The sequence below is a fragment of the Methylophaga sp. F7 genome (genome assembly GCF_056863975.1).
In genome coordinates this window covers 445,945-465,519 of record NZ_CM166511.1, presented here as the reverse complement: position 1 = coordinate 465,519, position 19,575 = coordinate 445,945, and the positions used below count along the sequence as shown (strand labels likewise).

Below are 19,575 nucleotides of genomic sequence, written 5' to 3'. Positions count from 1 at the left end.
ATCAACCACCGAGCTCAAATGTTACCCCCTAAATCCCCTTTTGTGCTGACGAGTAGCGCAGGTTTATCTGGATAAGGATTGGTCAGTGTCTGATTCGTGGCATCCATGCCACTCACCCTTCGGGCGCCTTCGGCGTCCAAATTTGTTCCAGACAAATTTGTGAGCGCAGCGAGTTTTGACCAATCCCCAGATAAACCGAGCAACGCAGTGAAGCCGCAGGCCAGCACATGGGGTGCCCTTGGGTTGTTAGGGGCTTGGGCACGCAAGCCCCTGACTCGCGTGAGCGAAAGATCAACTTAAATAGGGAAAATGAACCTAAAGCATAATTTCGCCTAAGGGCGAGTTCATTTTCTTTGTTTGCCCAAAGAAAACGAACCAAAAGAAAAGGCACCCCTTGTGCTGGCCTGCGGCTCTCCGAAAAAAATGGCCATCACAGGGAAATCGAAAAACTCGCTTCGCTCAAACATTCCGATTTCTGATCCTGCGATAACCATTTTTTCCGGCAACACAAAAGGGGATTTCGGAGAACCGTTAAGATCTGTACCTTTTTCTAAATCTCGTCTTAATTTCTATCTAAAAATCTGCGTCCATCTGCGTAATCTGCGGATAAACAGTTTTTACAACTCCGTGCCCTCTGTGCCTCTGTGGTTAATATCCTAAGAACGCTTTTTAGCCCGAGGATGCGCGGCATCATAAACCTTTGCCAGGTGTTGAAAATCCAGATGAGTATAAACCTGCGTAGTGCTGATATCCGAATGCCCTAGCAACTCCTGCACGGCCCGCAAATCACTGCTGGATTCAAGCATATGCGAGGCAAATGCATGACGTAGCCGATGCGGATGCACATGCTCGGAGATACCGTGTTTTTTGCCCCAGAAAGCCAGGCGTTGCTGAATAGAACGCACGCCAAGGCGCTTGCCCTGCTGGGTGGTGAATAAGGCCTGTTGTTGAAACAGGCCATTCTGATCACGTTTATCGAGCCAGACTTTCAGCGCCTCAATCGCGGTACGGCCAATCGGAAGAATTCTTCCTTTATTACCTTTACCGGCGATAACATGCACCAGTTGCTGGCCGAAATCGACATCACGTAAATCCAATGCCGCCAGCTCTGCCAGCCGCAGGCCAGAGGAATAGAATAATTCCATAATCGCTCGATCCCGGCAGGCGACAAAAGTGTCAGCCGGTGTGCTGTCGAGTAGCGAATTCATTTGATCGACATCAAGGGTTTTTGGTAACCGCTTTTCAGCTTTGGGGGCCTGTACTGATTGGGCAGGATTATGATCGACCAAGCCTTCTTTGAGCAGATAGCGATAAAAGCTTCGAATGGCTGACAGTAAACGGTGAATACTGCGTGCACCTAAACCTTTTCGATGCAGGCGGGCAATAAACAGACGAATATCTGCCGGTTTAAGTTGCTGCCAATCGGTAAATGATTGCTGCTCACAGTAGTCAACTAACTGCTGACAGTCGCGCTGATAATTGAGAACGGTATGCGGCGAAACCCGGCGCTGTTGCTCCAGATACTGCAGAAACTCCTGCAGAGGGGTTTGCAGCTCAGCTGTCATTCTGGCCGTGGCAGAAACGACGCAGCAGACGCATAAATACTTCCCCTAGAAAGCTCAGATATTCAGTGCCCATATCAGCATGGAAGCGGTTGGCATCACTGCTGGCAATCGCCAGCAAACCGGCACAGGGCTCATGTCCTAATGGTAAACAGGCCACCGAATGTACTTCATCGGCTTTATCACCAAACAGTAACTGTTTCTGCGCCTTGGTCAGTCGACCACAAACGGGTTGTTGCTTGCCCAGAATGTGATCAAATGCTTTCAGTTGGCTGTCATCAGCATGCATTTCGACGATATTGCCTTCGACCGTAGGTAATTTCGGTTTTTGATCGCCACTGTAAAACAGTCTTAACGACACTCCGTCAGCTGAGAATTCTTGCTGTAATTGTTGCATCAACGTTGCCAGCAGATTGTGCATGTCCTGACAGTCCATCAATCGCAGACAGAGTTGATGGACTCGCTGCTGCAATGCAGCATTGCTATGTGCATTATCGATTAATGCATGCAGCTGTTCGTGCAGATGCTGATTTTTCTGGCGTAATTGCTGACGTTGGCGCTGTGCCAGCGAAATGGTGCCTTCAGGTGTGTTGTCGAATTCCAGTTCGGACAATAAATCCGGCTGATCGATTAAAAAATCTGTGTGCTGACGTAAAAATTCACTGACCTGTTCAGCGCTTACAGATTGTTGAGTGTTGCCCACGCAATTTCTCCATCAAATACATGTTGTGCTGGTCCGGTCATCCATACGGAAGCATTTTCATCCGGCCAGCTGATTTCTAATGTGCCGCCCGGCAGTAAAACACTGACCTGACGTCCAAGTATCCCGCGACGAATTCCACTGACTACTGCCGCACAGGCCCCGGTTCCACAAGCCGTGGTCTCAGCAGAGCCACGTTCATACACCCGCAATTTAATATGCTCGTGATCTACCAGCTGCATAAAGCCGACATTGACCCGTTCCGGAAACTGCTGATGGTTTTCAATTTTAGGTCCCAATTCGCCGACAGGCGCGGTGGTCACATCATCGACCAATAAAACCGCATGGGGATTGCCCATTGATAATGCAGCAATTTCCACCTGACGTCCTGGTTCGACCACCAGCATATAGGTATTACTCTGCTCAACTACGTTAAATGGGACTTGTTCTGGCGAGAAGCGGGGTTTTCCCATATCAACACAGACCTGACCGTCTGCCTGCAAGGTGGGATAAATCACCCCGGAAGCCGTTTCAACTGCAATGGAATCCTTTGTGGTGAGGCCATTATCACGTACATATCTGGCAAAACAACGTGCGCCATTACCGCATTGAGATACTTCGCCGCCATCAGCGTTAAAAATCCGATAACGAAAATCGACATCTTTCAGATCACTTTTTTCCACCAGCAACAGTTGATCGCAGCCAATACCGAAATGTCGATCCGCCATAAAACGGATTTGCTTTGCAGTCAGCTGCACAGACTGATTGATGGCATCAATCACCACAAAATCATTACCAAGGCCATGCATTTTGCTGAATTTCAACATAGGATTAATCCTGCAATACCTGCTCACCTGCATAGAGGCTTTCAACCGACTCGCGTTGACGCGCCACATGCATATTTGTTCCATCGACCATAATTTCAGCGGCCCGCGGACGCGAGTTGTAATTGGAACTCATGGTAAAACCATACGCCCCAGCGGAGCGAATCGCCAGTAAATCTCCGCTTTGTATCGCCAGACTGCGATCCTTGCCTAAAAAGTCACCGGTTTCACAGACCGGACCGACAATATCAAAGTCCTGTTCAGCTTCATCCTGACGGGGTTTGACGGCTTCAATCGCCATCCATGATTGATACAATGCTGGGCGTAATAAATCATTCATCGCCGCATCGACAATAGCGAAGTTTTTGGCTTCTGTGGCTTTGATATATTCCACTTTCGTCAGCAACACACCGGCATTACCAGCAATCGCCCGACCGGGTTCCAACATGATTTCCAGATCACGATCTTTTAATAAAGCCTGCATTGCTTTGGCATATTCAGCTGGAGTTGGCGGTTTTTCATCGCGATAACAAATCCCCAGTCCGCCGCCGATATCGAGATGTTTTATTTGAATGCCCTGCTCAGCCAACGCATCAATCAACGCCAGCACACGTTCCAGAGCATCAACGAAGGGGGAAACAGAGGTCAGTTGGGAGCCAATATGGCAATCCACACCAATCACTTGCAGATTCGGCAAAGAAGCTGCCTGCTGATACACCGCCAGCGCATCATCAATGGCAATGCCAAATTTGTTTTCTTTCAGGCCAGTGGAAATATATGGATGGGTTTGCGCATCGACATCCGGATTGACACGAATGGAAATCGGAGCCGTTTTTTCAAGACTGACGGCCACATCACTGATACGTTGCAACTCAGGGATCGATTCCACATTAAAACAGCGAATACCGGTTTTCAAAGCATAACCAATTTCTTCAGCGGTTTTACCAACACCGGAAAACACTGTTTTCTCCGCTTGACCACCTGCTGCTATGACACGAGCCAATTCACCGGCAGACACAATATCAAACCCTGATCCCAGTCTGGCAAGCACATTCAGGACCGCCAGATTAGAGTTAGCTTTGACCGCATAACAGACCAAATGCGGATAAGCACTGAATGCATCATCAAAGGCTTTCCAATGCTGTTCGAGTGCAGCTCTGGAATACACATAAGTAGGAGTGCCAAATTGCGCCGCCAAATCAATTAAAGATTGCTGCTCGGCATGCAACTCTCCATGTTTTTGAGTGAAATAATCCTGCATTTTTTAGGCAACCTTCACAGTATTAGCGTTTCCTTCAGGCAGGTATAAATCACCCTTCAGGCCGCATGAGGTCAGTATTCCTATGGTACACAGGATGATCGCCAGAGTTTTCCAGCCAGAAATTTTTCGCATGATGTCTTCCCCGATGCTGTAAAGGCAGGCAGTATACACAGGAATACTGGCAACTGACCCACATTGGAAACTAGAATTTATTATTTAACTTACATATTATAAGTGCATTTAAAATTAGCTTTATATTAAGGAATAGCGTCCTGTAATGGCAAATATGACAGCACCAATCAGACTAAGCGGTCTTGCAAGACGACTTGTAAGTGAAGGGTTGCTGAGTGAGGAGCAGGCACAAACTGCTCAGGTTACGGCTAAACAGGCTTCACAATCCTTTGTGACCTATCTGGTCAATAACAAACTGCTTGATAGTGATGTTATCGGTGCCATTGCCTCTCAGGAATTTGGCGTTCCTTTATTTGACCTGGACAGTATGAATATGGAACTTGCGCCTACCAGCCTGTTCCAGGAAAAACTCATCCGTCAGCATAATGCCCTACCATTGTTTCAACGTGGTAAACGTCTTTATGTGGCCGTGTCCGATCCTACCAATCTTCAGGCCCTGGACGAATTCCAGTTCAACACCGCACTGAATACTTACCCTGTTCTGGTCGATGAACAGAAATTATCCGTTACCATTGAAAAAGCACTGGATAACAAAAACCAGGTTCTGGATGATTTTGATGATGCTGAGCTAGATGATATTGATCTGGGTCCGGATGATGATGCTGATCGTGGCGCTGAACTCACTGAAAAAAATATCGATGACACTCCTGTTGTCAGATTTATCAACGGTATTCTGACTCAGGCGATCAAAGCCGGTGCCTCGGATATTCACTTTGAACCCTACGAGAAAAAATACCGTGTTCGGGTGCGTATTGATGGCATTCTCCATGAAACCAAAACGGCACCCGTAGTGCTTGGCGGACGCATTGCTGCACGGCTGAAAGTCCTGTCTAGAATGAATATTGCTGAACGTCGGGTACCCCAAGATGGCCGGATGCGATTGAAAATTTCCAAATCGAAAGCCATCGATTTTCGTGTCAGCACCTGCCCGACCCTGTTCGGCGAAAAAATCGTACTGCGTATTCTGGATCCTACTAGCGCCCAACTAGGTATTGATGCATTGGGTTATGAGGAAGATCAGAAAAAAATCTTTCTTGAGACCATGCATAAACCCTATGGCATGGTGCTAGTCACCGGTCCAACAGGTAGTGGTAAAACCGTTTCCTTGTATACCGCTTTAAATATTCTCAACACTGACGATCGAAATATCTCTACAGCAGAAGACCCTGCAGAGATAAATCTGCCAGGTATCAATCAGGTCAATGTACATCCGCAGATCGGGCTGGGGTTTACTGAATGTTTAAGAGCCTTCTTACGTCAGGATCCTGACGTAATCATGGTGGGTGAGATCCGCGATCTGGAAACCGCTGAAATTGCCATTAAAGCTGCGCAGACTGGTCATATGGTGTTTTCAACGCTACATACCAATGACGCTCCACAAACTTTGACCCGCCTCGCCAATATGGGTGTACCGGCATTTAACATTGCTTCTGCAGTAACGTTGATTATTGCCCAGCGTCTGGCGCGTCGCCTATGTCAGCATTGTAAAACTGTGGAACCGTTACCAAAAGAAACGCTGATCGAAGAAGGTTACACACCGGAGCAAATTGCGACAGATTTCAAAGTTTACCGTGCTGTAGGTTGCGATCAATGCACCGAGGGGTATAAAGGTCGTGTTGGTATATATCAGGTAATGCCAGTCTCGGATGCAATGGGAAGAATGATTATGGAAGGCGGTAACTCCATGCAACTGGCGGATCAGGCAAAAGCTGAGGGTATTGCAGATTTACGGGCTTCCGGTTTGAAAAAAGTCATGGCCGGATTAACCAGCTTGGAAGAGATTAACCGCGTCATTAAGGAATAAACCGTGGCCACAGCAGCTAAAGCTAAACTTAAACCTAAAAAAGCCGAATTACCGACCCTGTTTATCTGGCAAGGAACAAATAAAGCCGGCCGCAAGGTTAAAGGTGAACAGGCCGGTGAAAGTATTCAGGCCGTTCGCGCAGATTTACGTCGTCAAGGTATTATGCCGGACAAAGTACGTCGTAAACCCAAGGATTTATTTGCTCCACGCAAACCCAAAATCAAACCGGCTCACATAGCCATCTTCAGCAGAATGCTGGCCACCATGATGTCTTCGGGTGTGCCGATGATGCAATCACTGCAAATTATTGGCGAAGGCCATGAAAATGCCAGTATGCAGGAAATGATTCTGGCGATTAAAGCCGATGTTGAATCAGGCACCAGTCTGGCGGAGTCATTAGCGAAATTCCCATTATATTTTGATGATCTGTATATCAGTCTTATCAACGCCGGTGAACAATCCGGTACGCTGGAAGCCTTATTGCACGAGATCGCGACATATCAGGAAAAGACTGAAGCACTGAAATCGAAGATTAAAAAAGCGCTGGTTTATCCAACTGCCATTATGGTGGTGGCTTTTATCGTGACGGCGATTTTGATGATCTTTGTTATCCCACAGTTCCAGGCTTTGTTTACCGGGTTTGGTGCGGACCTGCCTGGCCTTACTAAACTGGTCATCAGCATTTCCCAGGTATTTCAGGATTACTGGTGGTTAATTTTCGGCAGCATTATTGGCTCGGTGATGGGCTTTATGGCAGCACGACGCCGCTCTCGCAAGGTTCAGCATTTTATGGATCGTATGTTATTAAAACTGCCGGTTATTGGTGATGTATTAACAAAAGGTGCAATTGCCCGTTTTGCTCGCACATTTTCAGTTATGTTCAAAGCCGGTGTGCCAATGGTGGAAGCGATGACCTCGGTAGCAGGTGCCACGGGTAATATCGTCTATAACGAAGCCACTTTGGAAATGCGTGATGATGTCTCAACCGGTACCCAATTAAATAAAGCCATGACCGATACCGAGCTGTTTCCCAATATGGTGATTCAGATGGTTTCCATCGGTGAAGAATCGGGTTCTTTGGATGCGATGCTGGCGAAAGTCGCAGATTTTTTCGAACGTGAAGTCGATGATGCTGTTGATAATATGACCGCGTTGATGGAACCGTTTATCATGGCCTTCCTGGGTGTATTGATCGGTACACTGGTTATTGCCATGTACTTGCCGATTTTCAAACTCGGCGCTGTCGTTTAATCCTATGTCGCTAATTTATCTGCTGGAAACCTCCAGCATTTTTTTATTGCCAGTATTTTCATTCTGGGATTACTGGTCGGCAGCTTTCTCAATGTAGTCATTCACCGACTGCCGCTGATGATGCAGCGTGAGTGGGCCCAACAGTGCCATGAATTGATTGGAACATCTGAACCTGAGACAGATGAACTTACGTTAAGCAAACCGCGTTCTCGCTGTCCGCATTGCGGTCATGCGATTACTGCATTGGAAAATATTCCGGTAATCAGTTATCTCGCTCTGAAAGGTCGTTGCAAGGAATGCAAAGCGTCAATATCCAAACGCTATCCGCTGATCGAATTATTCACTGCAGTGATCTCTGCGGTGGTGGCATGGCACTTTGGTTTCAGCATTGCCGTAGTAGGTGCATTACTGTTTAGTTGGGCTCTGCTCGCTTTGACCTTTATCGATGTTGATCATCAACTGTTGCCAGACAGCATTACTTTACCCTTATTGTGGTTAGGTCTCAGCTTTAACCTGTTTGCTACCTATACCGATATTAGCTCTGCCGTTATTGGTGCCATTGCCGGTTATCTGGCGCTTTGGCTGGTGTATCACGCCTTTCGTTTGGTCACAGGTAAGGAAGGCATGGGCTATGGCGATTTTAAGCTGCTGGCAGCCTTGGGAGCCTGGATGGGTTGGCAGGCGTTGCCCATGATTATTTTATTATCCTCTTTAGTCGGTGCAGTGGTTGGCATCAGCCTGATTTTGTTAAAACAACAGCATCGGGATATTCCTATTCCATTTGGTCCTTATCTGGCAGCAGCCGGCTGGTTGGCGCTGATATGGGGCGACACTCTGGGTACCGCATATCTGAATTGGAGCGGATTAAGCTGAGATGGTGTTTCGGGTTGGCCTAACCGGCGGCATTGCATCAGGCAAATCAACTGTCTCAACATTATTTGCAGATCTGGGCGTTACCGTTATTGATGCCGATATTATTGCCCGCGAACTGAGCCAGCCTGGTACAACCCAATACCAGAAAATTGTTGAGCAGTTTGGCAATCATTACGTACTTGCAGGTGGTCAGTTAAACCGACCAGCATTACGTAAGATGCTGTTCTCGGATGCTGCAGCCAAAAAAACGCTTGAACAGATCCTGCATCCAGCAATTCGCCAACAACTGTTACAACAGGCAGCAAATGCCAAAGGCCGTTACTGTATTCTGAGTGTACCGTTGTTAGTTGAAGCCAAGATGCAGTCGTGCGTGGATCGTATTTTGGTCGTTGATGTGGATTACCAAACTCAACTAACCCGTCTGCAAATCCGAGACAATCTAACCATTGAAGAAGCTGCTCAACATCTTGCGGCTCAATCAAACCGCGAACAGCGATTGCAATGTGCTCACGATATCATCGACAATAGTGATGGAATTGAAAAATTGAAATTTCAGGTTACTCAACTGCATGCGTTATATTGTCAGCTGGCAGAGACGACGCAAAATTAATCCTGGTCATCAAGCTGACCTTATGTAAATGATAAAAACACACTATGTCCGACGTTATCACATACGAACAACCACTGAATGAACGCATAAGAACATTCCTGAGATTGGAATTTCTGTTGGCGCGCGTGGATTATGCCATTCAGCATGATGATGAAATGAGTCATCGTGAAGCCATTGATGCCATGTTGAGTATGTTGCAGGTATTTGAGCGTGGCGATATGAAGTCTGAAGTGACCAAGGAAGTTGAACGGCTGATTACCAATTTGTCAGCGTTGGAAAACTCGCCCGGTGTTGATAAAGACACATTGGATGCATTACTTGCAGAGTTGGACCAGACACTCGATGCCTTGCAGATTCGTAAAACGTCCATTGGTCAGGTTTTAAAAGAAAATGAATTTCTTTACAGCATCCGTCAGCGATCCAGCATTGCCGGCGGCACCTGTGATTTTGATTTACCTGCCTACCATTACTGGTTACAACATTCCTCTGTTGAACAACGCCAGCAACAATTAAATTACTGGCTGGAACAGTTTGTAGCAGTACGCGGAGCGATTAATATTTCGCTGCAACTGATTCGTGGCAGTGCCGGTTTCAGCGGTGCTCAAGCAGAGAAGGGATTTTATCAACGCAGCCTGGACAGTAATCTGCCAACCCAGTTAATTCGGGTTCGTATTCCGTCAAGCACGCCTTATTACCCGGAAATAAGTGGTGGCAAACATCGTTTCACGGTGCGGTTTATGACGTTTGATATTAATCAACGCCCCCAACAAATTAATGATGATGCGGATTTTCAGCTTAGCTGTTGCACGATGTAATTATGGTATTGAAAGTAAATTGTCCCCAATGTGGACGTAAAGTTGAATGGATTGATGACAACAAATGGAAGCCGTTCTGCTGTGAGCGCTGTAAATTAATTGACTTGGGTGAATGGGCAGCGGGAAATCACCGCATACCTGGAGAGCCGGTTATTGATCCTGAAGACGATCCCAACTCATTTCATTAACGATTGCTGTTGCTCAGCATTAACCACCTGCCAGCCTGTAAACGAGCACTAGTTGCTAAACAAGGTAGAGATTAGTTAACCGCTCAATAATCTGCATATTTGCAGCGGGAAATTCCCTTACCGATAATTCAGCTAATGGACACCACACTAATGGCTGTCCTTCCTTGCCCGTTGCGTCACCGGAAAACTCGGTCACTAACCAGACATCAAGCTCAACCTGCAATTCTGGATAGTCATGAACGATCTGCATTAAAGGTTCAGCCTGCTCAACCTGTAAACCCACCTCTTCGTAAATCTCCCGTTGCACAGCTTCTAACCGGGTTTCATTGGCTTCACGCTTACCGCCAGGAAATTCCCACAGATCACCTTGATGCTGATGCGCATGACGGCGTGCAATTAAAACCTGTTCATCATTATTAACAATAATCGCGACAGCGACTTGTAGACGTTTTTTCATCAATCAATTTTTCAATACAAATAGCGTGCCGCAGTATGGACACAGCACTTCACCATGGCTTTTGATTTCAAGATATACCCGTGGATGGGCATTCCATGCCGGCATATCCGGCATGGGACAACTAATGGGTAAATCTTTTTTGCTCACTTCATAGCGTCGCTGTGTACAGGCTTGTTTGCTCTCTGACATAACGCGCTACTCCTGAATTAAATTGGTAAGGCGAGCATCCGATCCAGCGCCAGTTTGGCTTCTTTGGCAGTCACCGGATCCACTGACACCTGATTCACCACATGACCTTCCACCAGGTTTTCCAATACCCATAACAAATGCTGCGGATCAACACGGAACATCGTTGAACACATACAGACAGTGGGCGACATAAAATGCACCGATTTACCCTGGTCCTGGAAACGTTCATGTAAACGGTTCACCAGATTCAATTCGGTACCCACCAGCCAGCGCGTGTTAGGTTCACTGTTGGCGATCGTGTTCACTATATATTCAGTGGAACCGACATAATCTGACTTCTGACAGACTTCAAAACTGCACTCCGGATGAGAGATGACTTTGGTTTCCGGATATTTTTCCAGAAAGTTATCAATTTGTTGTGGCTGGAACATCTGATGTACAGAACAAAAGCCTTTCCACAAAATAATTTTGGCTTTTTTCAATGCTTCCGGCGTCAAACCGCCAAGAGGCTTATCAAAATCCCAAACGACCATTTCTTCGAGTGGAATACCCATTTTATAACCGGTATTACGACCAAGGTGTTGATCGGGGAAAAACAGGACTTTTTCGCGCTGAGCAAATGCCCAATCCAAAACATGGGGGGCATTGGTTGACGTACAGACAATGCCACCATGTTTACCACAGAAGGATTTCAGATCTGCAGCAGAATTGATGTAAGTGATTGGCGTAATCATCTCATCTGGATTAAGTACTTCACTCATTTCCTGCCAAGCGCGATCAACATTTACTCGATTCGCCATATCCGCCATAGAACAACCAGCAGCCAGATCGGGCAAAATCGCGATTTGATCAGGACGGGAAAGAATGTCCGCTACTTCCGCCATAAAATGCACGCCGCAAAACACGATGTACTGAGCGTCTGATTCGGCAGCATTGCGTGACAGTTTAAGCGAATCACCTGAAAAATCCGCATGTTTGAAAACTTCATTACGCTGGTAGTGATGCCCCAGAATAACTAAATCATCACCCAATTTCTGTTTAGCGGCAGCTATACGTTGATCGCATGCCTCATCATCAATTGAGAAGTATTGTTCAAACGGGATTGCCGTTGTTGCTAGTTTTGTAGCCACTTCGCTTTCCTCTTAAATCCGCTATTGCTTTTTTGCTCAGACTTCTGCTGTTGGCACTTTACGCAGACGAATATTCAATTCTTTAAGCTGTTCATCACTGACCGGGCTTGGTGCATTGGTTAACAGGCAAGCTGCTGATTGTGTTTTCGGAAAGGCCATTACATCACGAATCGATGCTGAGCCCGTCATTAACATCGCCAGACGGTCCAAACCAAATGCCAAACCGCCATGCGGTGGACAACCATATTTCAATGCCTGTAACAGGAAGCCAAATTTCTCTTCCGCTTCTTCAGCAGGAATACCCAGCATTTCAAATACTTTCTGCTGCACATCTGTTTTATGAATACGAATCGAACCGCCGCCCAATTCAGTACCGTTTAATACCATGTCATACGCACGGGACAAGCACTTGCCTGGATCGTTGCTTAATAAATCAATATCTGACTCACGTGGCGCAGTGAAGGGATGATGTAAGGCATACCAGCGTTGCGTTTTGTCATCCCATTCAAACATCGGGAATTCAACCACCCATAACGGGCGCCAGCCATGTTCAACCATATCTAAATCATGGCCAATTTTGACACGTAAAGCACCCAAAGATTCATTCACAACTGAAGCTTTATCGGCACCAAAGAAAACAAGATCACCGGTTTCAGCTGCCGTTCTTTGCAGAATCGCATCAACCACATCATCGGGTAGGAATTTCAGAATAGGTGATTGCAAACCTTCCCGGCCAGCAGCAAGATCATTCACTTTAATGTAAGCCAGACCTTTTGCACCGTAAATGCTGACAAATTTGGTGTAATCATCAATTTCTTTACGGCTTAAAGAGTTACCACCCGGAACGCGTAAAGCAGCCACACGTCCATTTTCATCATTGGCTGGTGCAGAGAAGACTTTAAAATCAACTCCCTGCATCAAATCACTTACATCAACGAGTTCTAATGGAATTCGCAGATCCGGTTTATCACTGCCATAACGATCCATAGCATCCGCATAGGTCATTCTTGGGAAAGGATTCGGTAACGGTTGCTCTAATACATTGGCAAACAAATCGCGGATCATTTCTTCCATTAATTGCATTAAATCCTCTTCTTCAACAAAAGAGGTTTCAATATCCAATTGCGTGAATTCCGGCTGGCGATCAGCACGCAAATCTTCATCACGGAAGCAACGAACAACCTGATAATAGCGATCCATACCAGCCACCATCAACAGTTGTTTAAATAACTGTGGAGACTGTGGCAATGCAAAGAAATCTCCTGGATGAGTACGACTTGGGACCAGATAGTCGCGCGCGCCTTCCGGGGTGGCTTTGGTCAGGATAGGTGTTTCAATATCCATAAAGCCGTGATTGTCGAGATACTGGCGTAATTGACGGATAATCTGTGAACGAAAGCGCAGCTTTTGCAGCATTTCCGGGCGACGTAAATCGATATAACGATGACGCAGCCGGATATCTTCATTAACTTCAGCCTGTTCCGTCAAAGGGAATGGCGGAGTTTCAGAACTGTTCAGAATAGTCACGCGCTTGGCGATGATTTCGATTTTACCGCTTTTTAAATCGGTATTTTCGCTGCCCGCAGGACGGGGGTTAACCACACCTTCAATTTGTAACACATATTCACTGCGTACTTTTTCAGCCACGGCAAAACTTTCGGCATCTTCCGGATTACAAACGATTTGCACCAGACCTTCACGATCACGCAAATCAATAAAGATAACCCCACCATGATCCCGGCGACGATGCATCCAGCCTGCAACTTTTACCGTTTGTTCAATCAAAGATTCGTTTACATCGCCGCAGTAATGGCTACGCATAATTATTCCAACATCCAAAAATACTGTTTAACACTACACCTTTTATATAAATAAAAAGTGTCCGAAATTTTCTATTCAGTGAGCTGCTGATCCTGACGTTTCTTTTGATAGGCTAGTGAGTTTGGCACCACCACGCCCATCGAAATAATCATTTTCAACCCCTCTTCTACCGCCATATCCAATTCAATAACATCAGACTCCGGCACCATCAACACAAACCCCGAGGTAGGATTTGGTGTGGTCGGAATAAACACGCTGATGACATTGGCAATGGTTTTATCCTGCACCTCACCCAGATCATCCGATGTCATAAACGCTAAGCTCCAGACACCTTTGCGTGGATATTCCACCAATAATACTTTTCGAAACGATTTGGCATCCGTTGCCAGCACCGCTTCCATGATTTGCTTAACCGCTGAATAAAGCGTTCTGACCAGCGGGATTCTTGCCAGTAATGATTCCCAGAACGCCACTAATCGACGCCCCAATAAGTTAGCCATTATCATGCCGGTGATTAAAACCAGCGCCACTGCCAGTAATACTCCCAAACCGGGAATATGAAAGCCGAGCAGCCTATCGGGCTGAAAGGCGTCCGGCAACAGCAACAGACTTTTATCTAAAAAACCAACTATCGCCCGGACCACTAAAAAAGTGACCCCAAGCGGCATCCAGACCAGCAGGCCTGCTATTAAATATTTACGCATTTAAATTTTTAATGACTGCATCCTGTTCCACAGGTATGAGCTGCGGCAGATGAACTGTCTGAGGTTCCACTGTCGGCGAGGTTCCGTTTTGACCCCGATTTAAAATCTGTTTCATACCAGCCCTGGCCTTTAAGACGAAAACCCGCGGCTGAAATCAGCTTTTTCAAGTTGGGTTGATGACATGCTGGACATTCCACCAACGCATCATCACTGATCTTTTGCAACGCTTCAAAGTTATGATTACAGGCATCACAGCGATATTCATAAAACGGCATGAGGTTACTCCCTAAAAATGAATCAACAAACAACGCTGCTTATAAATGCGGCAAGAAATATTTGTTTCAAGCTTAAAAGGGGTTGATTATACCGAAAATTTGCGAATTCAGTCTTTGGCATTTTAACGTAACTGAATATGGCAACCGACTAAACGGACATTCCGGGATATTCATATGCCCGACAGTGCTTTGCCATCCATAATCTTTTGTTGAAAAGTAGCTATCACAAGTAATATTTGCCTAACAAGTCAGATACCTGCATCGGCTACCGAAAACTCTTTGAATCCAAAAGCGCTGGCTATTATCAATTAAACAGCGAAGCTATCCCTTGTAAATAACTGACTGCGATAATTCACAACCAACCTTAACTAATTGGGTGTAACCAGCAGAAACTGACCGTCCCCCTCTTCATAAGATCATTAGGAAGTAATTTAAAATCAACACCACCAAGTTTTTACCCTGAATTTTATTAAATCATCATCTCTATTAATTTCAGGCAGTTGGCTGCGTTCAAATCAGGGAGAAAACATTGTGTTAAATGACACAAATTTTCATTTTTCCATGGACATATCCCATAAACAGTCAGTATAGTCTGGCGTTTTTGTGCTTGTCCTGCCAAGAAAATAGCGTGCTAAAACACGTAACTAAATGTGTTCAGTGTGTGTTCAGCTTCATTATGGGAGACTGGCTCCGCACTGAGGCAAATAACTCAATAAAGAGAGGAAATATTCATGAAATATAGTAAATCACTGATCGCGGCTGCATTAGGTGCTGCATCTTTGTTTTCTGCGGCTGCAATGGCTGAAAATCATGTTGTATCAGCATCACTAACTTCATTTGACCCAATGGTTATCAAAGTTCAACCGGGTGATACTGTATCTTGGGACAAAATGAATGGTCATCTGGTCAATACTACATTCACTGATTCAGACGGCGAACACCAATATATCCCTGAAGGTGCTGAAGGTTTTATGTCCCAAATGGGCGAAAATTTTCAAACCCAGCCATTAACAGTTGAAGGTGTTTACATGTACAAATGTGATCCTCACTGGGGTGCTGGCATGGGTGGCTCTATTATTGTTGGTGAGCCAACCAACTTACAAGCTATCGTTGATTCAAAACCAAAAGGTGCCCTGAAACGGCTTGTGAAAAAAACACAAAAAGCTGTTGGAGAGTAACACTTACTCTACCTTTTGAGGCTTTTCTAAAGCCCGCATGAAAATGCGGGCTTTTTTGATCCAAAAAATTCCTTGCTATGCTAAAATTTAATGGTTTTATCTCAGCAATCCCAAGGCATAATGCTCTGCTGGATTCACATTAAATAACATATCAGGGGATATTCATCTGATGAGTGACACTATAGATACTGGCAAAAGACGGTTTTTAACAGCCGCAGCTAGTGTAGTAGGCGGTGCTGGCGCAGTGGCTGTAGCCATTCCTTTTGTATCATCCATTGCACCAAGTGCCAAAGCTGAAGCGGCTGGTGCTCCAGTACAAATTGATATCAGCCAGCTGGAACCCGGCCAATTACTAACGGTTGAGTGGCGTGGCAAACCGGTATGGATTTTCCGCCGTTCAGAAGAAATTTTGAATGCGCTAACAACCTTAAATGATGAGCTGCGTGATCCACAAAGCGAACAGACCCAACAACCTGAATATGCGCAGAACGAAACACGTTCTATTCGTAAAGAAGTAATGGTAATGGTCGGTATCTGTACTCACTTGGGCTGTTCCCCAACCTATCGACCTGAAATAGCTCCTGAAGATCTTGGCGCAAATTGGAAAGGTGGATTCTTTTGCCCCTGCCATGGTTCAAGATTTGACTTAGCCGGACGGGTTTTCCAAGGTGTTCCTGCACCAAGCAACCTTGTAGTCCCCCCTTACCATTTCCAAGGTGACAATGTTGTTATTGTTGGTGAAGATGCCCAAGGAGCTGCATGATGTCTATGATTGATTGGATTGACGCCCGCTTCCCGGCAACAAAAATGTGGAAGGAACATCTTTCGGAGTATTACGCACCGAAAAACTTTAACTTTTGGTATTACTTCGGCTCACTCGCCTTATTGATTCTGGTTCTGCAGATTGTTACCGGTATCTTTTTAACCATGAATTACAAACCGGATGCGGAACTGGCTTTTGCCTCGGTTGAATACATTATGCGTGACGTCGAATGGGGCTGGTTGATTCGTTACCTGCACTCTACTGGGGCTTCCGCCTTTTTTGTTGTTATCTATTTGCATATGTTCCGTGGCCTGATGTACGGATCCTATAAACAACCGCGAGAGTTGATTTGGATTTTCGGCATGCTGTTATATGTTGTGCTGATGGCTGAAGCCTTTATGGGTTATTTGTTGCCCTGGGGTCAAATGTCTTACTGGGGCGCTCAGGTAATTATTTCCTTATTTGGCGCATTACCGATTATTGGTGAAGATCTGGCTCTTTGGATTCGTGGCGATTATGTGGTCGCTGATGCCACCTTAAACCGGTTTTTTGCCATGCATGTTATTGCCTTGCCAATCGTGTTGCTTGGCTTGGTAGCAGCGCATATTCTGGCTCTTCATGAAGTCGGTTCCAACAACCCGGATGGTGTGGAAATCAAGAAAAACAAAGATGCAAACGGTAAGCCAGTTGATGGCATCCCATTCCACCCTTATTACACTGTGAAGGATTTGGTAGGTGTTGTTGTCTTCCTGTTTATCTTTTCATTAGTGTTGTTTTATATGCCGGAATTTGGCGGCTGGTTCCTGGAAAAAGATAACTTTATTCCTGCCGATCCATTAAAAACACCGGAACATATTGTCCCGCTTTGGTACTTTACGCCGTTCTATGCCATTTTACGTGCGGTGCCAGATAAGTTGTTCGGTGTTATTGCCATGGGTCTGGCGATTGTTGTGTTGTTCCTGCTGCCCTGGCTGGACCGCAGCAGAACCCGCTCTATTCGCTATAGAGGGCCTTATTTCCGTATCGCTCTGGTAGTGTTTGTTATTAGCTTTTTAGCATTAGGTTACTTAGGTACTCAGCCTGCAACGTTTCTTTATACTTTGATGGCTCAGATCTTTACCGTTCTGTATTTTGCTTTCTTTCTCCTGATGCCGATTTACACGAAATTTGATAAAGATAAACCTGTGCCAGAAAGGGTGACGACCAAATGAGAAATCTGATTTTTGCTGCTCTTGTTTCGATATTCAGTGTGTTCTCGACGCTCGCCATTGCAGCGGGGCCGTCATCAAAACTGGATACTGTCGATATTGATTTGACTGATAAAGCCTCTTTGCAACGTGGCGCTCACACGTTCGTTAATTACTGTCTAAGCTGTCATGGTGCATCGTTGATGCGATATAACCGTATGGCAAAAGATTTGGGACTTACCGATGATCAAGTCACTGAAAACTTGATGTTTGCCACCGATAAAATTGGTGACACCATGCAAATAGCAATGCGAGCTGAAGATGCCAAACGCTGGTTTGGTGTTGCGCCACCAGATTTATCGGTGATTGCTCGAGCAAGAGGTACAGACTGGTTATATACCTACCTGCGTACATTCTATCTGGATGAGAGTCGGCCAATGGGCACTAATAACCTGGCTTTCAAAGATGTTGGTATGCCACATGTCCTTTGGGAACAACAGGGATACCAGGCTATCGACGAGGATGGTCATTTAAGTGTTGAACAAGAAGGTGCGCTGACTCCTCGTCAATACGATATGATGAGCCGAGATCTAGTCAACTTTCTTGCTTATATCAGTGAACCATCTAAATTACAGCGTTTAGCGCTGGGTAAGTGGGTCTTGCTCTATCTTGCGATATTCTTTGTGATCGCACTGGCACTGAAAAAAGCTTACTGGAAAGACGTTCACTAACGCTACATTCCAAAATATAAGCAGTACAGCTAATGACAACACGTAATCGTAAACCACTGATGACATTGTACTCAGATGTACAATGTCCCTTCAGTCACCAAACCCGTATCGTTGTTCAAGAAAAGCAAATTGATTGTCAGATTGTAGATCTTGTTGATGGCCACTGGCCAGAAGAGGTGGCCTCAGCAAATCCATACGCTCAGGGCCCGACATTGTTTGATCGGGATATTGTGATATTTCATTCCCGAATCATTATGGAATATCTTGATGAGCGTTTCCCTCATCCGTCACTGATGCCTAACGATCCAGGTGCAAGAGCTCAGATGCGACTGATGTTGCATCGTCTGGAAACGGACTGGTTTTCCATGTGGCCTCAATTATCCGGGCGTGATAAATCACCAGCAACCAAGGCAAAAAAAACGCTACGTGAGGATTTGACCGTTCTGGCACCATTATTCGAACAATACGACTTTCTCATGAGCGACGAATTTTCATTAATTGATTGTTACGTTGCTCCGTTATTGTGGCGATTACCGCATTTGGGGATAAAATTACCTGATTCCGCCAAAGCGGTTGAACGTTATGCAGAAAAAATATTTAATAGAGATACCTTCCAGGCCAGTCTGAGCACAGCGGAGAGAGGAATGCGCTAATGAGCATGTCTTCACAAAAGCCTTATCTAATCAGAGCCATTTATCAATGGTTGCTCGATAACGATTGCACACCCTATTTACTGGTGAATACGGATTATGAAGGGGTTGTGGTTCCAGAACAGTATATTCGCGATTCGCGCATCGTTCTTAATCTGGCGCCAGATGCTATCGACGGCCTGAATATGGACAATGACTGGGTAAGTTTTTCAGCAAGATTTTCCGGCAAGGCCATGAATTTATTTATTCCGGTTATTGCCATTCAGGCGATTTATGGAAAAGAAAATAACGAAGGTATGTTCTTTCCAGAAGAAGAGCATCCCACGCCCCCGCCGCCAAAAGCTAAAGAACCAGGTAAACCAACCAATAAAACGACTAATGGCAAGCCAAGCTTAAAACTGGTCAAATAA

23 protein-coding genes are annotated in these 19,575 nt (G+C 45.6%); 12 read left to right on the top strand and 11 right to left on the bottom strand.

The annotated features are described in order from the left end of the window. Positions 1–656 precede the first annotated feature (656 nt). The 5 genes from xerC to lptM are packed head-to-tail and all read right to left on the bottom strand — an operon-like array spanning position 657 to position 4,479. Positions 657–1,565: a tyrosine recombinase XerC gene (xerC, locus tag AC08OG_RS02370; protein ID WP_482929997.1), complete on the bottom strand. Its 909-nt coding sequence runs from the start codon at positions 1,563–1,565 to the stop codon at positions 657–659. Further along, positions 1,555–2,265 (bottom strand): DUF484 family protein, encoded by a 711-nt coding sequence (locus tag AC08OG_RS02365; RefSeq protein ID WP_482929996.1) that lies wholly within the window; start codon positions 2,263–2,265, stop codon positions 1,555–1,557. The genes xerC and AC08OG_RS02365 overlap by 11 nt, the downstream gene beginning before the upstream one ends. Further along, positions 2,241–3,089 carry a diaminopimelate epimerase gene (dapF, locus tag AC08OG_RS02360; RefSeq protein ID WP_482929995.1) on the bottom strand — a complete coding sequence of 283 codons (849 nt, stop codon included), beginning with the start codon at positions 3,087–3,089 and terminating at the stop codon, positions 2,241–2,243. The genes AC08OG_RS02365 and dapF overlap by 25 nt, the downstream gene beginning before the upstream one ends. Before the next feature lie 4 nt (positions 3,090–3,093). Further along, complete coding sequence (gene lysA, locus AC08OG_RS02355) at positions 3,094–4,347, bottom strand: diaminopimelate decarboxylase (RefSeq protein WP_292401063.1); 1,254 nt, start codon at positions 4,345–4,347, stop codon at positions 3,094–3,096. Positions 4,348–4,350: 3 nt separating this feature from the next. Beyond that, positions 4,351–4,479 (bottom strand): LPS translocon maturation chaperone LptM, encoded by a 129-nt coding sequence (lptM, locus tag AC08OG_RS02350; protein WP_292356092.1) that lies wholly within the window; start codon positions 4,477–4,479, stop codon positions 4,351–4,353. 145 nt (positions 4,480–4,624) lie between these two features. Here lptM and pilB point away from each other — a divergent pair, with 145 nt between their 5' ends. The 6 genes from pilB to yacG all read left to right on the top strand — a co-directional run bounded on the left by pilB (position 4,625) and on the right by yacG (position 10,080). Beyond that, positions 4,625–6,343, top strand: a complete 1,719-nt coding sequence (gene pilB, locus AC08OG_RS02345) for a type IV-A pilus assembly ATPase PilB (protein ID WP_292356090.1) — start codon at positions 4,625–4,627, stop codon at positions 6,341–6,343. A gap of 3 nt (positions 6,344–6,346) precedes the next feature. After that, the gene (locus tag AC08OG_RS02340; protein WP_482929994.1) at positions 6,347–7,594 is read left to right on the top strand and encodes a type II secretion system F family protein; all 1,248 of its coding nucleotides are present in this window, start codon (positions 6,347–6,349) and stop codon (positions 7,592–7,594) included. Positions 7,595–7,711: 117 nt separating this feature from the next. Continuing rightward, the gene (locus AC08OG_RS02335) at positions 7,712–8,467 is read left to right on the top strand and encodes a prepilin peptidase (RefSeq protein ID WP_482929993.1); all 756 of its coding nucleotides are present in this window, start codon (positions 7,712–7,714) and stop codon (positions 8,465–8,467) included. A gap of 1 nt (position 8,468) precedes the next feature. Then, positions 8,469–9,077: a dephospho-CoA kinase gene (coaE, locus tag AC08OG_RS02330; protein ID WP_482929992.1), complete on the top strand. Its 609-nt coding sequence runs from the start codon at positions 8,469–8,471 to the stop codon at positions 9,075–9,077. 44 nt (positions 9,078–9,121) lie between these two features. After that, a complete protein-coding gene (zapD, locus tag AC08OG_RS02325) occupies positions 9,122–9,892 on the top strand; it encodes a cell division protein ZapD (protein WP_292356082.1) in 771 nt (256 codons plus the stop codon). A gap of 2 nt (positions 9,893–9,894) precedes the next feature. Continuing rightward, positions 9,895–10,080 (top strand): DNA gyrase inhibitor YacG, encoded by a 186-nt coding sequence (gene yacG / locus AC08OG_RS02320; protein WP_292356324.1) that lies wholly within the window; start codon positions 9,895–9,897, stop codon positions 10,078–10,080. Between the two features lie 55 nt (positions 10,081–10,135). Here the strand turns inward: yacG and mutT are convergent, their stop codons facing one another. The 6 genes from mutT to AC08OG_RS02290 form a co-directional block, all read right to left on the bottom strand. After that, positions 10,136–10,537, bottom strand: a complete 402-nt coding sequence (gene mutT, locus AC08OG_RS02315) for an 8-oxo-dGTP diphosphatase MutT (protein WP_292401073.1) — start codon at positions 10,535–10,537, stop codon at positions 10,136–10,138. 3 nt (positions 10,538–10,540) lie between these two features. Then, a complete protein-coding gene (locus AC08OG_RS02310; protein WP_292356078.1) occupies positions 10,541–10,726 on the bottom strand; it encodes a zinc-finger domain-containing protein in 186 nt (61 codons plus the stop codon). A 17-nt stretch (positions 10,727–10,743) separates the two neighbouring features. Further along, positions 10,744–11,856, bottom strand: coding sequence for a quinolinate synthase NadA (nadA, locus tag AC08OG_RS02305; protein WP_439502940.1), 1,113 nt, complete (start codon positions 11,854–11,856; stop codon positions 10,744–10,746). 36 nt (positions 11,857–11,892) lie between these two features. Further along, a complete protein-coding gene (aspS, locus tag AC08OG_RS02300) occupies positions 11,893–13,677 on the bottom strand; it encodes an aspartate--tRNA ligase (RefSeq protein ID WP_292356075.1) in 1,785 nt (594 codons plus the stop codon). Between the two features lie 71 nt (positions 13,678–13,748). Continuing rightward, positions 13,749–14,381 (bottom strand): DUF502 domain-containing protein, encoded by a 633-nt coding sequence (locus AC08OG_RS02295; RefSeq protein ID WP_292356073.1) that lies wholly within the window; start codon positions 14,379–14,381, stop codon positions 13,749–13,751. An 8-nt stretch (positions 14,382–14,389) separates the two neighbouring features. After that, complete coding sequence (locus tag AC08OG_RS02290) at positions 14,390–14,656, bottom strand: FmdB family zinc ribbon protein (RefSeq protein WP_292356071.1); 267 nt, start codon at positions 14,654–14,656, stop codon at positions 14,390–14,392. Between the two features lie 731 nt (positions 14,657–15,387). Here AC08OG_RS02290 and AC08OG_RS02285 point away from each other — a divergent pair. The 6 genes from AC08OG_RS02285 to AC08OG_RS02260 all read left to right on the top strand — a co-directional run bounded on the left by AC08OG_RS02285 (position 15,388) and on the right by AC08OG_RS02260 (position 19,575). Next, complete coding sequence (locus AC08OG_RS02285; RefSeq protein WP_292401080.1) at positions 15,388–15,834, top strand: plastocyanin/azurin family copper-binding protein; 447 nt, start codon at positions 15,388–15,390, stop codon at positions 15,832–15,834. A gap of 169 nt (positions 15,835–16,003) precedes the next feature. Continuing rightward, a complete protein-coding gene (gene petA / locus AC08OG_RS02280) occupies positions 16,004–16,597 on the top strand; it encodes a ubiquinol-cytochrome c reductase iron-sulfur subunit (protein WP_292401083.1) in 594 nt (197 codons plus the stop codon). Between the two features lie 5 nt (positions 16,598–16,602). Continuing rightward, positions 16,603–17,808 carry a cytochrome b gene (locus tag AC08OG_RS02275; protein WP_439503195.1) on the top strand — a complete coding sequence of 402 codons (1,206 nt, stop codon included), beginning with the start codon at positions 16,603–16,605 and terminating at the stop codon, positions 17,806–17,808. Continuing rightward, on the top strand, positions 17,805–18,515 hold the full coding sequence (locus AC08OG_RS02270) for a cytochrome c1 (protein ID WP_439502942.1): 711 nt from the start codon (positions 17,805–17,807) through the stop codon (positions 18,513–18,515). The genes AC08OG_RS02275 and AC08OG_RS02270 overlap by 4 nt, the downstream gene beginning before the upstream one ends. Before the next feature lie 32 nt (positions 18,516–18,547). Beyond that, complete coding sequence (locus AC08OG_RS02265; protein WP_292356061.1) at positions 18,548–19,168, top strand: glutathione S-transferase N-terminal domain-containing protein; 621 nt, start codon at positions 18,548–18,550, stop codon at positions 19,166–19,168. Beyond that, positions 19,168–19,575, top strand: a complete 408-nt coding sequence (locus AC08OG_RS02260) for a ClpXP protease specificity-enhancing factor (RefSeq protein ID WP_292401087.1) — start codon at positions 19,168–19,170, stop codon at positions 19,573–19,575. Before AC08OG_RS02265 ends, AC08OG_RS02260 begins: the two co-directional genes overlap by 1 nt.

Coding starts and splice junctions, on each gene's coding strand:
- xerC (WP_482929997.1), bottom strand. CDS start 1,565: ATGACAGCTGAGCTGCAAACCCCTCTGCAGGAGTTTCTGCAGTATCTG.
- dapF (WP_482929995.1), bottom strand. CDS start 3,089: ATGTTGAAATTCAGCAAAATGCATGGCCTTGGTAATGATTTTGTGGTG.
- lysA (WP_292401063.1), bottom strand. CDS start 4,347: ATGCAGGATTATTTCACTCAAAAACATGGAGAGTTGCATGCCGAGCAG.
- lptM (WP_292356092.1), bottom strand. CDS start 4,479: ATGCGAAAAATTTCTGGCTGGAAAACTCTGGCGATCATCCTGTGTACC.
- pilB (WP_292356090.1), top strand. CDS start 4,625: ATGGCAAATATGACAGCACCAATCAGACTAAGCGGTCTTGCAAGACGA.
- AC08OG_RS02335 (WP_482929993.1), top strand. CDS start 7,712: ATGATGCAGCGTGAGTGGGCCCAACAGTGCCATGAATTGATTGGAACA.
- coaE (WP_482929992.1), top strand. CDS start 8,469: ATGGTGTTTCGGGTTGGCCTAACCGGCGGCATTGCATCAGGCAAATCA.
- zapD (WP_292356082.1), top strand. CDS start 9,122: ATGTCCGACGTTATCACATACGAACAACCACTGAATGAACGCATAAGA.
- yacG (WP_292356324.1), top strand. CDS start 9,895: ATGGTATTGAAAGTAAATTGTCCCCAATGTGGACGTAAAGTTGAATGG.
- mutT (WP_292401073.1), bottom strand. CDS start 10,537: ATGAAAAAACGTCTACAAGTCGCTGTCGCGATTATTGTTAATAATGAT.
- AC08OG_RS02310 (WP_292356078.1), bottom strand. CDS start 10,726: ATGTCAGAGAGCAAACAAGCCTGTACACAGCGACGCTATGAAGTGAGC.
- aspS (WP_292356075.1), bottom strand. CDS start 13,677: ATGCGTAGCCATTACTGCGGCGATGTAAACGAATCTTTGATTGAACAA.
- AC08OG_RS02295 (WP_292356073.1), bottom strand. CDS start 14,381: ATGCGTAAATATTTAATAGCAGGCCTGCTGGTCTGGATGCCGCTTGGG.
- AC08OG_RS02290 (WP_292356071.1), bottom strand. CDS start 14,656: ATGCCGTTTTATGAATATCGCTGTGATGCCTGTAATCATAACTTTGAA.
- AC08OG_RS02285 (WP_292401080.1), top strand. CDS start 15,388: ATGAAATATAGTAAATCACTGATCGCGGCTGCATTAGGTGCTGCATCT.
- petA (WP_292401083.1), top strand. CDS start 16,004: ATGAGTGACACTATAGATACTGGCAAAAGACGGTTTTTAACAGCCGCA.
- AC08OG_RS02275 (WP_439503195.1), top strand. CDS start 16,603: ATGATTGATTGGATTGACGCCCGCTTCCCGGCAACAAAAATGTGGAAG.
- AC08OG_RS02270 (WP_439502942.1), top strand. CDS start 17,805: ATGAGAAATCTGATTTTTGCTGCTCTTGTTTCGATATTCAGTGTGTTC.
- AC08OG_RS02265 (WP_292356061.1), top strand. CDS start 18,548: ATGACAACACGTAATCGTAAACCACTGATGACATTGTACTCAGATGTA.
- AC08OG_RS02260 (WP_292401087.1), top strand. CDS start 19,168: ATGAGCATGTCTTCACAAAAGCCTTATCTAATCAGAGCCATTTATCAA.